Origin of the sequence: Parafilimonas terrae (genome assembly GCF_900115755.1) — a bacterium.
Lineage (GTDB): Bacteria > Bacteroidota > Bacteroidia > Chitinophagales > Chitinophagaceae > Parafilimonas > Parafilimonas terrae.
In genome coordinates this window covers 35,030-54,312 of record NZ_FOXQ01000015.1, presented here as the reverse complement: position 1 = coordinate 54,312, position 19,283 = coordinate 35,030, and the positions used below count along the sequence as shown (strand labels likewise).

General features: G+C 39.5%; 18 protein-coding genes. 10 read left to right on the top strand and 8 right to left on the bottom strand.

What is annotated here, in order from left to right:
- Positions 1 to 83: 83 nt before the first annotated feature.
- Entirely contained in the window at positions 84 to 863 is a 780-nt protein-coding gene (locus BM015_RS18835) for an ABC transporter permease (protein ID WP_090662458.1), read from the bottom strand.
- Between the two features lie 75 nt (positions 864 to 938).
- Positions 939 to 1,832 carry an ABC transporter ATP-binding protein gene (locus tag BM015_RS18830; RefSeq protein WP_090662456.1) on the bottom strand — a complete coding sequence of 298 codons (894 nt, stop codon included), beginning with the start codon at positions 1,830 to 1,832 and terminating at the stop codon, positions 939 to 941.
- Between the two features lie 140 nt (positions 1,833 to 1,972).
- Here BM015_RS18830 and kdsB point away from each other — a divergent pair, with 140 nt between their 5' ends.
- The 8 genes from kdsB to BM015_RS18790 all read left to right on the top strand — a co-directional run bounded on the left by kdsB (position 1,973) and on the right by BM015_RS18790 (position 9,351).
- The gene (kdsB, locus tag BM015_RS18825) at positions 1,973 to 2,707 is read left to right on the top strand and encodes a 3-deoxy-manno-octulosonate cytidylyltransferase (RefSeq protein ID WP_090662455.1); all 735 of its coding nucleotides are present in this window, start codon (positions 1,973 to 1,975) and stop codon (positions 2,705 to 2,707) included.
- Positions 2,707 to 3,528 carry an amidohydrolase gene (locus BM015_RS18820; RefSeq protein WP_090662454.1) on the top strand — a complete coding sequence of 274 codons (822 nt, stop codon included), beginning with the start codon at positions 2,707 to 2,709 and terminating at the stop codon, positions 3,526 to 3,528. The genes kdsB and BM015_RS18820 overlap by 1 nt, the downstream gene beginning before the upstream one ends.
- Entirely contained in the window at positions 3,521 to 4,627 is a 1,107-nt protein-coding gene (nagA, locus tag BM015_RS18815; protein WP_090662453.1) for an N-acetylglucosamine-6-phosphate deacetylase, read from the top strand. Before BM015_RS18820 ends, nagA begins: the two co-directional genes overlap by 8 nt.
- Before the next feature lie 152 nt (positions 4,628 to 4,779).
- Complete coding sequence (locus BM015_RS18810) at positions 4,780 to 5,826, top strand: 3-oxoacyl-ACP synthase III family protein (protein WP_090662451.1); 1,047 nt, start codon at positions 4,780 to 4,782, stop codon at positions 5,824 to 5,826.
- A gap of 290 nt (positions 5,827 to 6,116) precedes the next feature.
- Positions 6,117 to 6,671: an RNA polymerase sigma factor gene (locus tag BM015_RS18805; protein WP_090662449.1), complete on the top strand. Its 555-nt coding sequence runs from the start codon at positions 6,117 to 6,119 to the stop codon at positions 6,669 to 6,671.
- Entirely contained in the window at positions 6,649 to 7,347 is a 699-nt protein-coding gene (locus BM015_RS18800; protein ID WP_090662447.1) for a hypothetical protein, read from the top strand. The genes BM015_RS18805 and BM015_RS18800 overlap by 23 nt, the downstream gene beginning before the upstream one ends.
- Before the next feature lie 6 nt (positions 7,348 to 7,353).
- On the top strand, positions 7,354 to 8,469 hold the full coding sequence (locus tag BM015_RS18795; protein WP_090662445.1) for a hypothetical protein: 1,116 nt from the start codon (positions 7,354 to 7,356) through the stop codon (positions 8,467 to 8,469).
- Positions 8,470 to 8,613: 144 nt separating this feature from the next.
- Positions 8,614 to 9,351: an alpha/beta hydrolase gene (locus tag BM015_RS18790; RefSeq protein WP_177191961.1), complete on the top strand. Its 738-nt coding sequence runs from the start codon at positions 8,614 to 8,616 to the stop codon at positions 9,349 to 9,351.
- A 60-nt stretch (positions 9,352 to 9,411) separates the two neighbouring features.
- Here BM015_RS18790 and BM015_RS18785 read toward each other — a convergent pair whose 3' ends face one another.
- Entirely contained in the window at positions 9,412 to 9,771 is a 360-nt protein-coding gene (locus BM015_RS18785) for a septal ring lytic transglycosylase RlpA family protein (protein WP_090662440.1), read from the bottom strand.
- A 2-nt stretch (positions 9,772 to 9,773) separates the two neighbouring features.
- A complete protein-coding gene (locus BM015_RS18780) occupies positions 9,774 to 10,406 on the bottom strand; it encodes a ribonuclease HII (RefSeq protein WP_245751499.1) in 633 nt (210 codons plus the stop codon).
- Between the two features lie 122 nt (positions 10,407 to 10,528).
- Here BM015_RS18780 and corA point away from each other — a divergent pair, with 122 nt between their 5' ends.
- Positions 10,529 to 11,629 (top strand): magnesium/cobalt transporter CorA, encoded by a 1,101-nt coding sequence (corA, locus tag BM015_RS18775; protein WP_090662437.1) that lies wholly within the window; start codon positions 10,529 to 10,531, stop codon positions 11,627 to 11,629.
- A gap of 2 nt (positions 11,630 to 11,631) precedes the next feature.
- Here corA and thrC read toward each other — a convergent pair whose 3' ends face one another.
- From thrC to thrA, 3 genes are all read right to left on the bottom strand, one after another.
- Positions 11,632 to 12,960: a threonine synthase gene (gene thrC, locus BM015_RS18770; protein ID WP_090662435.1), complete on the bottom strand. Its 1,329-nt coding sequence runs from the start codon at positions 12,958 to 12,960 to the stop codon at positions 11,632 to 11,634.
- 136 nt (positions 12,961 to 13,096) lie between these two features.
- Positions 13,097 to 14,014: a homoserine kinase gene (locus tag BM015_RS18765; RefSeq protein WP_090662434.1), complete on the bottom strand. Its 918-nt coding sequence runs from the start codon at positions 14,012 to 14,014 to the stop codon at positions 13,097 to 13,099.
- Entirely contained in the window at positions 14,014 to 16,473 is a 2,460-nt protein-coding gene (gene thrA / locus BM015_RS18760) for a bifunctional aspartate kinase/homoserine dehydrogenase I (protein WP_090662432.1), read from the bottom strand. The genes BM015_RS18765 and thrA overlap by 1 nt, the downstream gene beginning before the upstream one ends.
- A gap of 376 nt (positions 16,474 to 16,849) precedes the next feature.
- Between thrA and BM015_RS18755 the strand changes: the two genes are divergently transcribed.
- Positions 16,850 to 18,685 carry a UbiD family decarboxylase gene (locus BM015_RS18755; RefSeq protein ID WP_090662430.1) on the top strand — a complete coding sequence of 612 codons (1,836 nt, stop codon included), beginning with the start codon at positions 16,850 to 16,852 and terminating at the stop codon, positions 18,683 to 18,685.
- Between the two features lie 97 nt (positions 18,686 to 18,782).
- Here the strand turns inward: BM015_RS18755 and BM015_RS18750 are convergent, their stop codons facing one another.
- Positions 18,783 to 19,199, bottom strand: a complete 417-nt coding sequence (locus BM015_RS18750) for a nucleoside-diphosphate kinase (RefSeq protein ID WP_090662427.1) — start codon at positions 19,197 to 19,199, stop codon at positions 18,783 to 18,785.
- Positions 19,200 to 19,283 lie beyond the last annotated feature (84 nt).

Sequence of the window (19,283 nt, the reverse complement as noted above, 5' to 3'; positions counted from 1 at the left end):
AATGTTCAATTGTGTTAAAATGATTATTAAATATTGAGCATTGATTATTGCTTATTCAACACAACCTCAGGCGGCCCGCTGAATTATAAATCGTCTTCCTGAAATTTATAGAAAGAAAGAAATAGAAACAGCCCTATATACACAAGGCATATAACAAATAATATTGTTGCAGATGGTGCATTGTTATAAATGATTTTGGAGCCGAATGTTACAGGAATTAATGTATCGCTTGCCTGCAAAGGAAAATAATAACGTACAGTGCCATCGCCTATAATTTTGAAATCAATAAGGCCGCCGATTAACTGCTCAAACACTAATCCATATAAAAAGAAAACAGCCATTGCCAGGCCGCTGCGCCGCATTAATACGGCAAGTATCATAGCGGTAAATAAATAACAAAGCGTTTGAATAAAACTATAGCCAATATATTCAATGCCATTAAACGAGAATGTTTTGCTGAAGCTGCTTCCAAAATAAACCGCAATCAAAAAACAACAGGCGGTTGTTATAATTGCAATGATGAGCCCAAAAAATATTTTCGCAAGGATAAATTGTTGCCTTGTTAAACCATCAATAATATTCTGGCGGTGCGTTTTAAAATTATATTCATTGGTTATAACAAGTATCATTAACATGCCGGGGAAATATAGCAGCCAACTGCTTACCCATGCAATGGTTTGGTACACGGAAGGAAAATCGTAAGGGAAAATGGTAACCGGCATATTATTCTTTTTAATTTCTCCCTGCACATTAAATGCAATCTGGTTTATGCCGTAAAGGCTTATTACATATAATGCAAGAAATATCCAGAAGGCACGATAGTTTTTTACCTTAAGCCATTCAAGTTTTAATAAGTGCGCCATAATTCGTATTTGGAGGTGTGAAGCGTAAGGTATGAGGTGTAAGAAGGTTGCGCCTTACGCCTCATAGCTTTTACCTTATACCTTATTCGTGAGTTCTAAAAATTTAGTTTCGAGGCTCTTTTTCTTTACCTGTAAATGATTTAATGCGATGTTATGATTAAAACAATGCTGGTTTATAGCAGCGGCATTTGCATTGCCATTCGAAAAAAATAATTGCAATACGTTGTTATGTTTTTTGATGAATGAAAAGCCGTCCATCTGCTGCAATACATCTTCAAGCTTTATTAAATCATCTGAAGCCACTTCAATTATTTCATCGGTAACAAGCACTTCATCAACGCTGCCTGCCGTTAAAAGATTGCCGTTTTTGATTATAGCTACATGTGTACAAACCTTTTCTACTTCGTCCAATAAATGGCTTGCCATAATAATGGTTTTGCCTTCTTCTGCAAGCCGCTTTATCAGTTCCCTTATTTCAGCAATGCCATTTGGGTCAAGCCCGTTAGTGGGTTCATCAAAAATTAAAACCTGCGGATCGCCCAATAAGCAGGAAGCAATTGCAAGCCTTTGTTTCATACCTAAAGAATAGGTATTGAACTTGCTTTGCCTGCGTTGATAAAGGTTTACTTTCTGCAGCACATTATCAATCTCATTAAAGCCTTTGCCTTTTATATGCGCAGCAATGCGCAGGTTTTTTTCACCTGATAAATAATGATAGAAATTAGGCGTTTCCAGCAAAGTGCCTACCTGTTTACGCACATCTGCATCAGCAGGTTTGCCCAACAAAGTAAAACTGCCGGATGATGGTTTTAATATATCAAGGATAATACCGAGCAAAGTTGTTTTGCCGCTGCCATTTGGGCCCAGAATACCATAAACGCTGCCTTCCGGCACACTGAATGAAACATTATTTAAAGCGGTAACAGTTTTATAATGTTTGGTAATATTATTTATTTCAAGAACAGGCACAATAAATTTTTATCAAATAAAACTAACCAAATTTTAAATAGTTATGCCGAAATGTATGAAAGGTAAAAAATGGAGCTGTGCTGTAAATAACTAACGCAATCATAAAACCAGGAAATGAAATTTTAAACGAAATTGCACGCATGAAGAAGATAGCAGTGATTCCTGCACGGTATGCATCAATGCGTTTCCCGGCAAAGCTGATGCAGATGCTTGGTGAAAAAACAATTATAAAAACCACTTATGATAATACGGTAGCAACAGGTTTGTTTGATTATGTAATGGTTGTTACCGATAGTGAAATTATTTATAACGAATTGCAGAACGATAACGTTGTAATGAGCAAACGGAACCATGAAAGTGGCAGTGACCGTATCGCAGAAGCTATTGCCGATGTTGATTGCGATGTAATTATAAACGTACAGGGTGATGAACCATTTGTTGATTCGGGTGTGCTTAAAGGTTTATTATCGGCTTTTGATGATAAATGCGTAAATGTTGCAAGCGTAATGCATGAACTGTTTGAGCAAGGCGATATTGAAAACCCGAACAATGTGAAAGTGGTTGTTAACAAAAACAATGATGCTTTATACTTCAGCCGCTCCGTAATTCCTTTTATAAGGGATGCAGGTACAAAAGCAAGGCATTTTAAACACATTGGCATTTATGGTTACAGGAAAGAAGCTTTGCTGAAGTTTACAACATGGCCGGCCGGCGAACTGGAAAAAATTGAAAAGCTCGAGCAGCTCCGTTATCTTGAAAATGGTATTAATATAAGAATGGTATTAACGAATCATGCAAGTATTGGTATTGATACGCCGGAAGACCTTAAGTTGGCAGACCAATTTTTAAAGCAGCAACAAAATATAAACAACTGATGCAAACACTTACCTGCACATTAATTCAATCAAAATTATTTTGGCAGGATGCTGCTGCCAACAGGCAGATGTTTGAAGAAAAGCTAAATGCCATTCAGCAGAAAACCGAAGTAGTTATTCTGCCTGAAATGTTTTCAACGGGTTTCAGTATGCAGCCCGAAAAACTTGCTGAAACAATGCATGGTGATACCGTTGCATGGATGAAAAAAGTTGCAGCCTCAAAAAGAATTATCGTTGTTGGCAGCCTGATGATAGAAGAAGATGAACAATACTATAATCGTTTAGTATGGATGCTGCCAAATGGTGAATATGGTTATTATGATAAGCGCCATTTATTTGCTTACGGTGATGAACATAATCATTATACGCCGGGCAATAAAAGGCTAATTGCATCTGCAAAAGGCTGGAAAATAAACCTGCAGGTTTGTTACGATTTAAGATTTCCGGTGTGGGCCAGGCAAGCCACCCCTCAATATTTGTGGAGAGGAAACGGGGACGAGGGCCAACCGGAATATGACGTTTTAATTTATGTGGCCAACTGGCCCGAACGCCGTTCCGTTGCATGGAAAACTTTATTGCAGGCAAGGGCAATAGAAAATCAATGCTATGTTATTGGCGTGAACAGGGTTGGTAATGATGGTAATGAAATTTATCATTCAGGCGATAGCATGGTTGTGGACCCGCTGGGTGAAATATTCTATCATAAAAAAGATGAGGAAGATGTTTTTACGATTGAATTAAACAGAAAACATCTTGAAGATATAAGAGCGAAATTTCCATTTTTAAAAGACGCCGACAGGTTTAAAATAACAGATGAGTAATACAAAAATATATTTGGCAGAAAAGATATTTACAGGTTACGATATGCAGCAGCAGCATGCAGTTGCTGTGCTGGATAATGTAATTATTGGCATGCATCCGTTAACTGATGTGCCTGTCGGTGCCGAAATTATTGATTATAAAAACGCCTTGATAGCGCCTGCGTTTATTGATATACAATTATACGGCGCTTATAAGAGACTGCTTTCTGCTTACCCCGATGCAGAAACGGTGAAAGCCATTTATGAATACAGTAAAGCAGGCGGTTGTTCGCACTGTATGCCCACGGTTGCCACACATACTTATGAAACAATTTTCAAATGCGTTGATGCCGTAAGAGATTACTGGAATGCAGGCGGGACGGGCGTTTTAGGCCTGCATGTGGAAGGCCCGTGGATAAGCCATGCCAAACGCGGCGCACATAACCCGGAATGGATTTTCCCGCCTTCTGTTCAGCAGGCGGAAGCATTATTGGAATATGGAAAAGATGTAATAAAAATAATAACGCTGGCCCCGGAAGTTGTAAGCAAAGAAGTGATTGAACTTGTTCAATCGTATAATATTGCAGTGTCTGCGGGCCACAGCAATGCAACATACGAACAGGCCACACAGTCATTTAATACAATAAAAACGGCCACGCATTTATACAATGCCATGAGCGCTTTGCAGCACCGCGAGCCTGGCATGGTAGGCGCTATATTCGATCATGCATCGGTTAACTGCAGCATTGTGCCTGATGGTTATCATGTAAGTTTCCCTGCCATTCGCATCGCTAAAAAATTAATGGGTGAAAGATTGTTTGCCATTACCGATGCCGTAACAGAAACGCAAGAAGGTTATTATACACATGCGTTGGATGGCGATAAATACGCAGCGAATGGCATTCTCAGCGGCTCTGCATTAACCATGAATAAATGTGTAAAGAATTTTGTTGACCATTGCAATATTCACACTGAAGAAGCTTTGCGTATGTGCAGCCTGTATCCTGCCAGAGTTTTGGGTATGGAAAATGAAGTTGGCATTATTGCAACAGGAAGAAAAGTGAATATGGTTGTATTGGATAATGATTTTAAAGTTCTGGAAGTAATAAGCCCACACTAATCACAATTGATCTGCATTTAGCTTTTAAGTTTTAATTTTATTTTGTTATCGGCTTTGGTGGTGCTGTCATCTTTGTCTGAATGCAGTTCAGGCAGGGATGACATGAAATACTATAGCCGGCCACCAAAAACACATCTATAAAAAACAACATTATGCCCAGAAGTATTATTGCAGGAATTGGGATGTACGTGCCCGAAAATATTTTCACGAATAACGACCTTACAAAATATATGGATACCAGTGACGAATGGATACAGGAACGCACCGGTATTAAAGAAAGGCGGTATGCCCACCGCACTGATGAAACCACGGCTACCATGGGCATTGCGGCTGCAAAAATGGCTATAGAAAGAGCGGGCATTACGCCGCAGGATATTGACTTTATTGTGTTTGCTACGCTGTCTCCCGATTATTATTTCCCGGGTTGTGGTGTAATTGTGCAACGCGAATTAAACATGCACGAAATTGGTGCGCTGGATGTGCGCAATCAATGCAGCGGTTTTGTATATGCATTAAGTGTGGCCGACCAATTTATACGTAGCGGCATGTATAAAAATATTTTGGTTATTGGCAGTGAGAAACATTCTTTCGGGCTTGATTTTAATACACGCAGCCGCAATGTATCTGTAATATTTGGTGATGGCGCCGGCGCTGTTGTATTGCAGCCAACAGAAGATGAAAACCGCGGCATACTCAGCACGCATTTGCACAGCGATGGCAGGAGCGCAGAAATACTGGCTATGTATAATCCGGGCACGCATGCCAATCACTGGCAGGAAGGCCTTGCCGATTTTGATGATGCAGAGCTTGGTGAAATGTTTGAAAGCCATGCCATGATTGATAAGGTACAAAACCGTCCTTTTATGAACGGGCCGGAAGTGTTTAAGAAAGCAATAGTAAAATTTCCTGAAGTGGTAATGGAAGCGCTTACTAAAAATGGTTATACGCCGCAGGATATAAAGCTGCTGGTGCCGCACCAGGCTAACCTGCGCATAAGCCAGTTTGTACAAAGAGGATTAAAACTAAATGACGACCAGGTGTATAATAATATTCAGAAGTATGGTAACACAACTGCAGCTTCTATTCCCATTGCTTTATGCGAGGCATGGCAGGAAGGTAAGATACAAAACGGTGATCTCGTTTGCCTTGCGGCATTTGGCAGCGGGCTTACCTGGGCCAGTGCGTTGTTGAAGTGGTAATAAGTTGAATAGTTGATAAGTTATCCATCCATAAGGTTTTGCAGTTTTCGCCCTTCATTCAAATACTGCTTACCGGCATGCCGGCTGCATTAACCTTTTAATATCAAATACCTTTTTTAACTCTACACAGGCATTCCTGCCACGGCTCGCTATGCTTATCCGGGGTTTTATATTTGTTATCTCCTTGACAGTTTATGGTTTAGATTTTAGCAATATTTTTTTATTACATACAACCCTTTTCCATAAATATGCATTTATAGAGTAAAAGCAATAAGCACTGTTGAAATTATATGAATACAAAAAAACTGGTTAAAGAAGCAAAACGGGGAATTGAAGCATCGCAGAAATGCCTGTTTGACCAGTTTAATGACAGGCTGATGCTTATTTGTTACCGGTATTTAAAAAACAGGCAGGATGCAGAAGAAGCATTGCTGGATGGATTTCATAAGTTTTTTAAAAGCCTTAGCTCATTTCAATACAATAGCGAAGCACAATTATATGTGTGGCTTAAAAAAATAATAATCAATGAATGTTTGATGATGCTTAGAAAGAAGAATGTATTTAATATAGTAACTGAAGACGCAGCAATAGGGGTTCAGTTGGAAGAAGATGCACTAAATACCTTATCGGCCAAAGAAATCTTTGAGCTTATTCTTGAACTGCCGGTGGGTTATCGCACAATCTTTAATCTGCATGTAATTGAAGGAATGAATCATAAAGAAATAGCTGAAGCTACTGGTATTAGTGAAGGCACTTCAAAATCTCAATTAAGTAAAGCAAAGGTGCTGTTGCAAAAAAAATTATTACAAAACGGGCTGGACTATGACAAACGAAAAATTAAATAATAACAATGCCTGGCAGGCGAAGCTTGAAGATACAGATGCGTTGCAGGAATATACATTGCCCGATAAAAACGCTGTGTGGGAAAGTTTGTATGGTAAACTGAATAAGGAACACCGACCAAAATTTTTTTGGTATCAGATGGCTGCGGCCAGTATTATTGCTGTTGTAACAATTATTTCGTTTTTGCGTAGCACAAACAATAATAATGTTGTACAGCAACCTTCAGTAAAACTGCAGCAACAACATGTTGTTCCCGGAGAGCTCATTGAAAAAGCTGTAATTGAAAAAACGAATGCTCCACATCCAATAGCAAAAATTAAATCAACCCGCAAGAAGATTGAGAAGCCTTTCAAACAAATTGCTGAAATACCTGAAATAGAAATTACCGGTACATCTCAAACGCAGCCGGTTTTAATAAACGAAGCAAAGACAGTGCCGCCTGTTTTAAAAGACAGTGTTGTTAAAACACCAACAATAATAGCAAAAGCGCCCAAAAGATTGAAAATAGTTCATGCAAACGAACTGGATAATGAAGGCAGCTGTCTCAATATGGCTGAAAGCCGTATTCCGGCAAGAATAAAAATATTTAACCAGGATATTTATACCGATTATACACTTGCAGCCCATAACACCGGAGCAGGTATAAGTATCCTAAAACACAAAACCTCTCCAAACTAAAATAAAATGAAAAAAATCATTTGTTTGTTGATGCTTGCAACGGGCATCACGGTAAATCTTTTTGCCCAATCTGGCGATAAAGTTTTTGATATATCGGATAATATATTATTCACCAGGAGTTTTTACATTGATTTTGGCAACAGTAATAAAATGAAAATAGACCTGAGTGATATTTCGGACCTCGAAAGGGTGGGTAATATTGATTCATTGCTCAAAATCTTTTTAAATGATATAGCTTTTTTAAAAGACTCACTTATTGATCCGCTTACTTCAAAACGCATAGATTATATAACTGATGCGCACAATCGTAAAAAAATAAGATTTCAGCAATACCTGCCCAAATCATCCAGTTTTCTTATTAATAAAGGCGAAACAGTAACATTAAGAACAATGCAGGACACTATTAATATGATAGGTGTTATTCCAGATCCGCCAAAGCCTACTACCAAACTTAGCGCAACTGCCACACGTTATTATCATTTTGAGTTTTATCTGAACAATATCGAAGAGCTGGCCGGGTATATGAATGGTATTTTACGACAAAAGTTTACAACATTGCAAGCTGATGTAAAAAGCAAATGGCATATCGTGCAGGGTACAGGTTCCTGGTATATGATAAAAGACCCGGCTATAACAGCAGAGGCCGTTGCCGGGTATAGACCAGGTACTTCAAATGACCAATTAACAGGATATTATTCAGCCAATATTCAGAACTATAAAAACTATTTTGTACCGTCAGCCAGTATTGGTATAAAACTTAGTATAGTAAACCGTGCACGCACATACAAATGGGAGCCCACTATTACCTGGGAACCAAACTTTTTATTTTCCAGAGACAGTACCGGTAAGTTAAAAACCTATCGCAACGATTTTCTGACATTCATGTATGAACAAGGTGGCATAAAAGATCATGATGCAACAAAAGGATTCTCTTACAGCGCAGCCTTTTCACTCGGCTATCTTATAAACAGAAAAGGAGATTTCTTTGAGAAAAATACCTTCAGGTTTGGTGCCGGTAAAATTCAATTCTATAAAACTTCTGTTGAGCCATTGCTTTATTTCAATAACTTTTTTAAAGGTGTTACACCTGGCATCAGAATAACACAGTCTATATTTCAATAATCATATAGTAATATTAAATCAATAACAAAGCAAATGATCAGGCACCTCTTTTCTTTACTCCTGTTGTTAACAAGTACAGCTTGTAATCTGAGTTCTGACAAGGACAAAAACTTAGAAAATAAAGATGGCTTCAATAAAATCCCTATGTATTCAGAAAATGTAAAAGATTCATTTTACATCAACGTGAATTTACCGGCCGATTATACAGCCAATAAAAACAAATACCCGGTTGTGTTTCTTTTAGATGCAAACCTATATTTCGATATTGTTGCTGCTATTCTTGATAAATATTCTGAAGTAGGGTTAGCCCCATCTGTTATACTTGTGGGGATAGGATATAAAGATTTTACGGCAATGGATTCATTAAGAAACAGAGACGATACATATCCCATTGCTATACCTGAATATGAGATGAGTGTTAGTGGCGGGGCTGATAGATTTTTATCTTTTATAGATAAAGAGTTGGTTCCGGCCATTGACAGTATGTATAGAACAGATACTGCAAAAAGAACATTAATGGGGCATTCATTAGGAGGGTATTTTACAAGCTATGCACTTCTGCAAAACCTGTCAGGCAAAAGCGTCAGCATCAATAATTACATAGCAGCAAGTCCTTCTTTACACTATAACAATTATTATTTGCTTGATCAATTCAAAAAAATTGACCACCATAAAAAAGATAACATACAAATGTATATTACTTACGGCGGGCCCGAACTAAATGAAAGCAGTAACCAGCCCGATGTTCTAAAACAATTGTCGGAAGTTTTGGGAAAAAAAATATTTTTCAAAGCTGATGTGTATTCCGGGTTAGATCACATGGATACGCAGGTCCCGACTTTCATAAAAGGGTTGCAGTTAATGTTGACAGGTAATGAATAAAGCAGTTATGCTATGCCAATGGGATGCCTATAAAAATGGCAAACTCTTTTTAGCTTAATACTACTTCTTCTTTTTATACTTTATTTCAACAGCAACAACGCCTGCATTAATCATATTTATTCTTCTTGCCGCTTTTTTACTCAGGTCGATAATTCTGCCCTGCACAAAAGGGCCACGGTCGGTAATGCGCACTTTTACGCTTTGGTGATTGGTAAGATTTATGACCCTCACTTTTGTGCCAAGCGGCAGTGTTTTGTGCGCAGCCGTTAATTTATGCTGGCTGAATTTTTTGCCATTCGCCATTGGCCTGCGCACAAACTTATCACCATAATAAGATGCTTTGCCGGTCTCGGTTATGTACTTGCCGCAGGATGAAAAAAATAACCATGCCAAACAGGATAAAAGAAGGATTTTATTCATTACTAATTTATCTCTTCCTGCAATTCATAATTTATTTCCAGTTGTGCAGAAAGTATATTAAAGCTTTTGCGGTGATACCTGCACAAGCCATGCGATTCTATGGCGCGGCGGTGTTCAACTGTGCCATAGCCTTTGTTTTGCGCCCAGTTATAATGCGGAAATTCATCATGCAGTTGCTGCATATATTTATCACGGTATGTTTTGGCAAGAATGCTTGCCGCAGCAATGCTTGCATAAATACCATCGCCTTTTATTATACATTGATGTTGCACGTTGCGCCAGGTTGTAAACCGGTTGCCGTCAACCAAAATCAAAGCGGGTTCAACCGGCAATTGTTCCAGTGCCAGGTGCATGGCTTTAAATGAAGCTTTCAAAATATTGATGGAATCAATCTCATCATTATCCACCATGGCAACTGCATAATGCAACGCTTTCTTTTCAATATACACACGCAGTGTTTCGCGTTGCTCAGGTGTTAATTGCTTGCTGTCGTTCAATACCGGGTGATAAAAATTTTTAGGAAGGATTACAGCAGCCGCACAAACAGGCCCTGCAAAGCAGCCGCGGCCTGCTTCATCACACCCGGCTTCAATATACTTTCTTTTGAAATAAGGCTTTAACACTGCTGTTTGCAAATTTTGAAGCAAAGTAATGCATTCGCTTTTTTATTTGCTGCTTTATCAACGGCTGTTAATAAATTTTAGATATGAAAGCTGATATTTAAATTAAGTAATTTCATTTATATAAGTAAGCAAACATGTCGTTTACCAAAGATTATCTTCAGAAAATACTGCCGGCGTTTGGTTCAAGGCCGGCGCATCCGGTATTGCGTTTTAACCCTTCAGTGGAATCAGCGCGTGCAGAGCCGGAAACAATAAAAGTTGAAGTGTTTGATTACAATATTAAAACAATTGAGCATCACGAGTATAACTCCGTATATGCCTGCGAAAAATTTAAGAATAATGATCGCATCACCTGGATAAATATTGACGGCTTAAGAAAAAGTGATGTTGAAGTTATATGCAAAGGTTATGATGTTCATCCCCTGTTGGTTGAAGATATATTAAGTGTTGGGCAACGGGCTAAAATGGATGAGCTGGATAATATATTGTTCTGTTTAATGAATATGCTTTATTATAATGCCGCATCCGATAGCATAGAAACAGAGCAGGTAAGCATTGTATTGGGCAAAGATTTCGTATTGAGTTTCCAGGAAGAAGCCAACCGTGATGTGTTTAATCCCGTGAGGGAAAAGCTGAAAATAAATACCAGCAAATTAAGAATAGCCGGTGCAGATTATCTGTGTTATTCATTAATTGATATAATTGTTGATAATTATTATACGGTGCTTGAATTATTAGGCGAGCATATTGAAACACTTGAAGAAGAAATTATACGCAGGGGCGATACACGTTCGCTTGCACTCATAAATGGGTTGCGTAAAGAAATGATTATTTTAAAACGGAATGTTGGCCCTGTAAGGGAAGTAATTAATGGCTTTTTGCGCAGCGACAGCGATTTATTAAATGAACGTACTACCAAATATTTTAAAGATGTTTATGATCATATCGTGCAGGCAAATGACCTCGTTGAAACCTATCGTGATATGATGATGAGCATGCAGGACCTTTATTTAAACAAAGTAAACCTTCGCTTAAACGAAGTGATGAAAGTGATGGCGATAGTTACCTGTTTAATGGCGCCGGCAACAGTTATTGGCGGCATATTCGGGATGAACTTTGAAAGCATACCTTACCTGCATAATAAATATGGCTTTTTTGCTGCTGTTGCACTGATGCTTTTCATACCCGTAGTTATGATTTATGCATTTAAAAAACGCGGCTGGTTTAAACGATAAGTTTATACATTTTTACTCATCATCCATTCTTTAAATGCAGCAAACGAAGGCTGCATTTCAATGCTTAGCTTTTTGCGGTCGAATAAATACTCAACACTTTCAGGCGCTTCAATTTTTTGTGCTGTAACGGCTTCAACTATCTCCGGAAATTTTACAGGGTGCGCCGTTTCCAGAAAAATACCGGCCGGTTTTGGCAAGGTACTATTATCAAATTCATTGTTATCCCATTCCATGTATTCTTTCAACGCATAATAGGCTACAGCACCATGCGGATCTAAAACGTAATTATATTTTTTAAAAATATCTTTAATTGTTTCTTCGGTGGTTACATCATCAATGCTAACACTGCTGAGTTGCGATTTTAAATCATCTGTTTTTTGATGAAACAGTTCAAGTATGCGGATGAAGTTGCTTGGATTACCTACGTCCATTGCATTGGATATAGTTGCGATAGATTGTTTAGGCTGATAATTACCGGTCTTCAAAAATTCGGGCACAACATCATTGGCATTGCAGGCGGCAATAAAATGTTTAACAGGCAAACCTGAAATATTAGCCAAAATACCTGCACATATATTTCCAAAATTGCCGCTTGGCACACTAATGATTGGTGGTTTTTCCTGCTGCCATTGCTGGTAAGCATAGAAATAATACAGCTGTTGCGGCAGCCATCTTGCCACATTGATAGAGTTGGCAGATGTAAGCGAATATTTATTATTCAGTTCAGCATCTGCAAATGCCTGCTTTACGATGCTTTGGCAATCATCAAAACTGCCCGTTATTTCAATGGCTGTAATATTCTTACCCAGCGTTGTTAATTGCAATTCCTGTACAGGGCTCACTTTTTTTGAAGGATATAAGATGATTACATCAACGCCTTCAACACCAAGAAAACCATTGGCAACAGCGCCGCCGGTATCGCCGGATGTAGCAACGAGTACAGTTGTTTTTTGATTTTTATTGCGGTTGAAATAACCGAGGCAGCGGCTCATGAACCTCGCACCAACATCTTTAAAAGCCAAAGTAGGCCCATGAAATAATTCAAGTGAATAAATAGTATCGCTCACTTTCACCAGCGGAAAATCGAAGTTGATGGTTTCATTCACAATATGCTGTAACACATCATCAGGAATGCTTCCGCCAACAAAAGGCTTCATTACCGTGAAGCCAATTTCTTCTTTTGAATATGATTGTATATTGGTAATAAAATCTTTAGATAATGCTGGAATTGATTCAGGAAAATATAATCCTTTATCAGGCGCCTGGCCTTTCACCGTGGCTTCTTCGAAAGTAGCAGATGCTGAAATTTTATTTAGACTGTAGTAATTCATGCTGAATAGAATTGTTGCAGTACAAGGGAGTGACACAACCGTGTTTAATAGCAGTACTGCAGCTTAGTTCATAATAATAAAAATTCCTCTTAATCTTTTAATCATAAAAATCCGGCCTGTTCCGTAAAACGGGAGTTCAGACAATCTTTACACCTTCTTTATTAATAGTTGTTACATGCGTGTGATAGGCAACGCCCATTTTATCATAAATACTTTTCATGGCTGCTTCAACGGCGAAAGCGGTTGCTGCATCTTTGCTGAGCATAAAAATAGATGGCCCGGAACCAGATATGCCGCCGCCCAAAGCACCGGCTTCCTTGCTTGCTTTTTTAATTTCGTCAAAGCCGGGTATCAATATGCTGCGTACCGGTTCAATAATTACATCTTCCAGCGAGCGGCCAATCAAATCATAATCATGATTAATGAAGCCTGCAACAAGCCCTGCAATATTGCCCCATTGTTTAATGGCATCTTTTAATAAAACCTGTTGCTTTAAAATTTGACGCGCATCAGAAGTGCGCACTTCTATTTGTGGGTGCACAACGGTTACATGCAAAGGCGGTGCATCAATGCTGATGATATCCAGCGGAAAAACCGAACGTATCAAGGTAACGCCGCCATAAATGCAGGGCGCAATATTATCGGCATGTTTTACGCCGCAGGCAACTTTTTCGCCATTCATGGCAAAGCGTACCAAATCCTGTTTTGTAAAACGATTGCCTAATAAATGATTGGCTGCAACAACAACACCGGCGGCGCTTGCTGCACTTGAACCGATGCCGCTGCCCGGCATTATATTTTTTTTGCTTGTTAATTTCAGCCCTTTTATATCTGTGGCTTCTTCCAGTAATGCGAGTAAGGCTGCGCCGCTTACATTTTTCTCTGCTTCGGTGGGTAGATCGAAGTCATCCTCGTTGATGATCTGAACGCCGGGTTCTTCACTTACTTCTACGGTAAGCTCATCACAAGGGCAATTCAATGCAAAGCCGAGAATGTCAAAGCCGCAAACAATATTCGCTACAGTTGCACTGCTATTTACTTTAACTGATTTCATTATACTCTTGCTACTCTTATAATATCAGCAAAAACGCCGCTGGCGGTAACATCAGCACCGGCGCCGGCGCCTTTTACAACCAACGGCTGTTCGGGATAACGTTGCGTGTAAAATAAAACAATATTGTCTTTGCCATACAGGTGATAAAAATCAGAATCAGCAGGAATATGTTTTAAACCCACATTGGCGGTTTTGCCTTCCGGTGAATTGATGAACTCTGCTACAAATTTGAGTTTGCAATTTTCAGATGCTGCTGCTTTGTATAATTTTTTGAAATGATCTTCATGTTTAAGCATGGCTTTATAAAAATCATCCACGCTTCCTTTAAAACATTCTTCAGGCAAAAAACCGTTGTTGGTTATGTCTTCCATTTCAAGTTGCTCGCCAGCTTCACGTGCAAGAATTAATATCTTGCGCATCACATCTGTCCCGCCTAAATCCAAACGAGGGTCTGGTTCTGTGTAGCCTTCATCCTGCGCCTGTTTTACCACTTCTGCAAATGGCCTTGTGGCATCATAATTATTGAACACAAAATTTAATGTGCCTGAAAGCACTGCCTGTATTTTGGTTACCACATCGCCGCTTCTTCGCAAATCATTTAATGTGCCGATAACAGGTAATCCTGCGCCTACATTGGTTTCAAACAGGAACAATGCATTGTATTCTTTTGCCAGTGATTTTAATTCGCTGTAATGTGTGTAGGATGCTGAAGCTGCAATCTTGTTACACGCAACCACAGAAACCGCTTTTGATAAAAGCTGCTCATATACTTTTGCAACATCTTCGTTGGCTGTTACATCCACAAGCACAGAATTGCGAAAGTTTTTCTGAATGATGGTTTCAACAAATTTGGAAAGCTGCATCGGCTCGCCCTGTTCACTTAATTCTTCTTTCCATTGTTTTAAATCAATGTCGTGGCCATTATCGGCGAATAACATTTTCCTGCTGTTGGCGATGCCCGTAACACGCACCTGAAGGTTTAAATGTTCCTGCAAAAATGCTTGCTGCTGCAATACCTGGCCAAGTAATTTGCCGCCAACATTTCCAACGCCGAGGATAAAAATATTAAGCTGTTTGTAAACATTTTCAAAGAAAGCCTCATGCAAAACGTTTACCGCTTTTTTAATATCGGCGTGTGCAATTACAGCCGAAATATTTCTTTCAGATGAACCTTGTGCAATCGCCCTTACATTAATACCATTTCTTCCCAAAGCATCAAACATACGGCCGCTGATGCCGGGATGGCTTTTCATTTTGTCGCCCACCAGTGCAATAACTGAATGCTCTGTTTCCACCTTTAAAGGTTCTACTTTTGCCTGCGCAATTTCTACTTCAAACGTGCTGTCAACAACTTCTTTGGCTTTTATTGCATCGCTCGTGTTTACGGCCACACAAATAGAATGTTCGGATGAGCTTTGCGTTATCAATACCACATTAATATTAGCGCTTGCCAATGCTTCAAACAAACGTTTTGAAAAACCCGGTATGCCAATCATGCCGCTGCCTTCCAGGCTTAAAACGGCAATAGCATTAATGCTTGAAATACCGGTTACAATATCGCCATCATGCTGCGTAATGCTGTCGATAACGGTGCCTGCGTCGTTTGGCGCAAATGTATTTTTAACCCATGTAGGAATATTTTTCTGGCGCACCGGCTGAATGGTTGGCGGGTAAACCACTTTAGCACCAAAATGCGATAGCTCCATTGCTTCCTGGTAAGAAATGCGTTCAATGGGTTTTGCATTGGGCACCCAGCGTGGATCTGCGGTCATCATACCGCTTACATCTGTCCATATTTCAAGAGAGGCTGCATTCAGCGAGGAAGCGTAAATGGCCGCCGTATAATCGCTGCCGCCACGGCCTAACGTTGTTGTATTATTGTTATTGTCGCTGGAAATAAAACCCGGCGCTAAAAAAATATTTTTATCTAAGGCCTGAATAGTTGTTATAATAAGCTGGTTGGTGGTTTCAAAATTTACAGCGGCAAAACCAAAGCTGCTGTTGGTTTTAATAAGCTTGCGTGAATCGAGCCATTCCACATCCACATGCTTCGATTGTAAAAAAGCTGTAATAATTTTTGATGATAATAATTCACCAAAACTAATAATGCGATCTCTTGTGCGCAGTGATAATTCTTTCAAATAGAAAACGCTGTTGCAAATTTCTTCCAGTTCATTAAACTGTTGCTTGATCATGCTCAAACAACTGCTTTGGTGCGTTACCGGCAATAATGCCCGCGCAGTGTCAAGATGCTTTTTTTCAAGTTCCTTCAAAACATCTTTATAGGTTTCGTCCGTTTGTTCTGCCAGTGTGCCGGCTTTAATCAATGCATCCGTTACACCGCCTAAAGCACTCACTACAACTACCTGCTGCTCGCTATTTGACATAACAATGGCGGCAACCTTTTGAATGTTTTCTGCATTCGCTACCGAAGAACCGCCAAATTTTAAAACTTTCATTCGTACATATTTGTTTTTTCAATGGTCTCATGGAACGCCTGATGTACATCCTCTTGTGTGTGAAAAATTTTACATGGGCGTTTCATCCTGTGAAATTTACTTTGTCAATTTTTTGGGATTGCAAAGAAACGCTAACTGCGGGCTTTAGCCTAACTAAAAATTAATAATCTTTTGGCAAATATTCTTTGAATAACTTATGAATGTTAGTTTATGTGAAATAGGACAGTAGCGAACGCGGTAAATTAAAAAGCAATTTGATAAAAGAGTTTTGGGGTAATATGAACCGCCCGCAGCAGGTTTGAAGCCTAAGCTATTGATAAGCCTGATATATAGATTTAAATATAAGCTGATGGTTATTTTATAGGTTTGCATAACCATGGTTTACACAACGCTTGAAGACTGTATTAACGACCTTGAAAAGAATGGTCACTTAATAAGAATAAAGGAAGAAGTTGACCCGCATCTTGAAATGGCCGCCATTCATTTACGGGTACATGAAGCGCAGGGCCCGGCTTTATTGTTTGAAAATGTAAAAGGATCAAAATTCCGCGCCGCTTCCAATATTTTCGGCACCATGGAAAGAAGCCGGTTTATCTTCCGGAAACGCTTCGAAGCCATTCAACGGCTTATCAGTTTAAGAAATAATCCGCAAACAATTTTTAAGCATCCGTTCAGTGCAGCAAAGCATGGCATAAACGCTTTATCATCGCTGCCTAAAAAAGTAAATACTTCGCCTGTGATCAATCATGAAATAAAGATCACGGACCTTCCTTTAATTCAGCATTGGCCAAAAGATGGCGGCGCTTTTGTAACACTGCCGCAGGTTTATACAGAAGATATTACGAAGCCGGGTGTGCATCAGTCAAACCTTGGCATGTACCGCATTCAGCTTACCGGTAATGATTATGTTTTGAATGAGGAAGCAGGGTTGCATTACCAGATACACCGCGGCATTGGCGTACATCAAACAAAAGCCAATGAAAAAGGCTTGCCTTTAAAAGTAAGCATATTTGCTGGCGGGCCGCCTGCACATACGCTGGCCGCTGTAATGCCTTTGCCGGAAGGTATGAGCGAATTAATGTTTGCAGGTTTGTTGGGCGGCAGGCGTTTCAGGTATTTTTATAAAGATGGGTTTTGCATAAGCGCCGATGCAGATTTTGTAATTACGGGAGAAGTTTTGCCCGGAGAGAATAAACCGGAAGGGCCGTTTGGCGATCATCTTGGCTATTATAGTTTAACGCATGATTTTCCTTTAATGCATGTGAGAAAAATATATGCAAAAAATAATGCGATATGGCCGTTTACAGTGGTAGGCAGGCCACCGCAGGAAGACACGGCTTTTGGCAATTTAATCCATGAACTTACGGGCGACGCCTTAACAAAAGAAATTCCCGGCCTGCAGCAGGTGAATGCCGTGGATGCTGCCGGCGTGCATCCTTTGTTGCTGGCAACGGGCAGTGAGCGTTATACACCTTACAATAAAATAAAACAACCGGCAGAAATACTTACCATCGCCAATCATATTTTAGGAACCGGCCAGTTAAGCCTTGCTAAATTTTTATTTATCACGGCTGATGATGAGCGAAAATTATCGCCTCAAAATATTCCTGCTTTTTTTGATTTTATGTTGAAGCGCATCAATCTTAAAAGGGACATTCATTTTTATACCAATACCACTATTGATACGCTTGATTACTCAGGCACAGGGCTTAACCAGGGCAGCAAGGTTGTTTTTGCAGCATACAGCGATGTGGCGAGAAAGCTCTGCACATCAATTCCATCTGCATTTTCGCAACTACAAAATTTTGAGAATGCACAACTGGCGTTGCCCGGAATTGTATGTATTCAAACGAAAAAATTTATTGATTATAATAATGCGGAAACGGAGATGCAGCAACTGCATGAACAATTAAAAGATGCATCTGCAGCGTTACAGCAAACGCCTTTTATTATTATTTGCGATGAGGCATCGTTTACTGCAAACAGTTTGAATAATTTTTTATGGGCAACCTTCACCCGCTGTAATCCTGCTTATGATATATATGGCATCAACAGTTTTTATAACCATAAACACTGGGGCTGCGATGCAGTTGTTTTAGATGCACGCATTAAACCACACCATGCGCCTGTACTTGAAAAAGATGCTGTTACAGAAAAAAACATTGACAGGATTTTTATTAAAGGCGGCAGTTTATATAATGTATTAAAATAAAATTGGGGCTGACGAAGAATCGACGCCCCTTTTTTCAACCCTAAACCCTTAAAGTGCAAATGTAAGCATCTGCACTTAACAAACAAGTTTATTTAGCCTAAAATCTTTCAAGCTCAGAAAAAAAGAAATTTCCTTCAATTGCGGCATTCTCATCACTGTCGCTGCCATGCACGGCATTTTCGCCTACAGAAGCGGCAAATTCCTTGCGGATGGTGCCTTCATCAGCCTGTGCCGGATTAGTAGCGCCAATTAATTTTCTGAAATCGGCAACGGCATTTTCTTTTTCCAAAATGGCGGCAACAATGGGGCCGCTGCTCATAAATTCAACCAGTTCGCCGTAAAAAGGCCTTTCTTTATGCACTGCATAAAAAGCGCCTGCCTGTTCTTTGGTAAGTTTTGTCCACTTCATGGCTTTAATGCTAAAACCGGCTTTTACAATGCGGTCAAGAATAGCGCCTGTGTATGATTTACCCGTAGCATCGGGTTTTATCATGGTAAATGTTGTATTGCTCATAGTTTTTAAAATTCGGCGCAAAACTAAGCTATCAATAATTTAAAAATCAAAGCAAATTGTTATAGATGGCCGGTAAACCAAAAA

Bases quoted from the DNA above. Each gene is read 5' to 3' on its own strand.
- BM015_RS18835 (WP_090662458.1), bottom strand. From the start codon at position 863: ATGGCGCACTTATTAAAACTTGAATGGCTTAAGGTAAAAAACTATCGT.
- kdsB (WP_090662455.1), top strand. From the start codon at position 1,973: ATGAAGAAGATAGCAGTGATTCCTGCACGGTATGCATCAATGCGTTTC.
- BM015_RS18820 (WP_090662454.1), top strand. From the start codon at position 2,707: ATGCAAACACTTACCTGCACATTAATTCAATCAAAATTATTTTGGCAG.
- nagA (WP_090662453.1), top strand. From the start codon at position 3,521: ATGAGTAATACAAAAATATATTTGGCAGAAAAGATATTTACAGGTTAC.
- BM015_RS18810 (WP_090662451.1), top strand. From the start codon at position 4,780: ATGCCCAGAAGTATTATTGCAGGAATTGGGATGTACGTGCCCGAAAAT.
- BM015_RS18805 (WP_090662449.1), top strand. From the start codon at position 6,117: ATGAATACAAAAAAACTGGTTAAAGAAGCAAAACGGGGAATTGAAGCA.
- BM015_RS18800 (WP_090662447.1), top strand. From the start codon at position 6,649: ATGACAAACGAAAAATTAAATAATAACAATGCCTGGCAGGCGAAGCTT.
- BM015_RS18795 (WP_090662445.1), top strand. From the start codon at position 7,354: ATGAAAAAAATCATTTGTTTGTTGATGCTTGCAACGGGCATCACGGTA.
- BM015_RS18790 (WP_177191961.1), top strand. From the start codon at position 8,614: ATGTATTCAGAAAATGTAAAAGATTCATTTTACATCAACGTGAATTTA.
- BM015_RS18785 (WP_090662440.1), bottom strand. From the start codon at position 9,771: ATGAATAAAATCCTTCTTTTATCCTGTTTGGCATGGTTATTTTTTTCA.
- corA (WP_090662437.1), top strand. From the start codon at position 10,529: ATGTCGTTTACCAAAGATTATCTTCAGAAAATACTGCCGGCGTTTGGT.
- thrC (WP_090662435.1), bottom strand. From the start codon at position 12,960: ATGAATTACTACAGTCTAAATAAAATTTCAGCATCTGCTACTTTCGAA.
- BM015_RS18765 (WP_090662434.1), bottom strand. From the start codon at position 14,014: ATGAAATCAGTTAAAGTAAATAGCAGTGCAACTGTAGCGAATATTGTT.
- thrA (WP_090662432.1), bottom strand. From the start codon at position 16,473: ATGAAAGTTTTAAAATTTGGCGGTTCTTCGGTAGCGAATGCAGAAAAC.
- BM015_RS18755 (WP_090662430.1), top strand. From the start codon at position 16,850: ATGGTTTACACAACGCTTGAAGACTGTATTAACGACCTTGAAAAGAAT.
- BM015_RS18750 (WP_090662427.1), bottom strand. From the start codon at position 19,199: ATGAGCAATACAACATTTACCATGATAAAACCCGATGCTACGGGTAAA.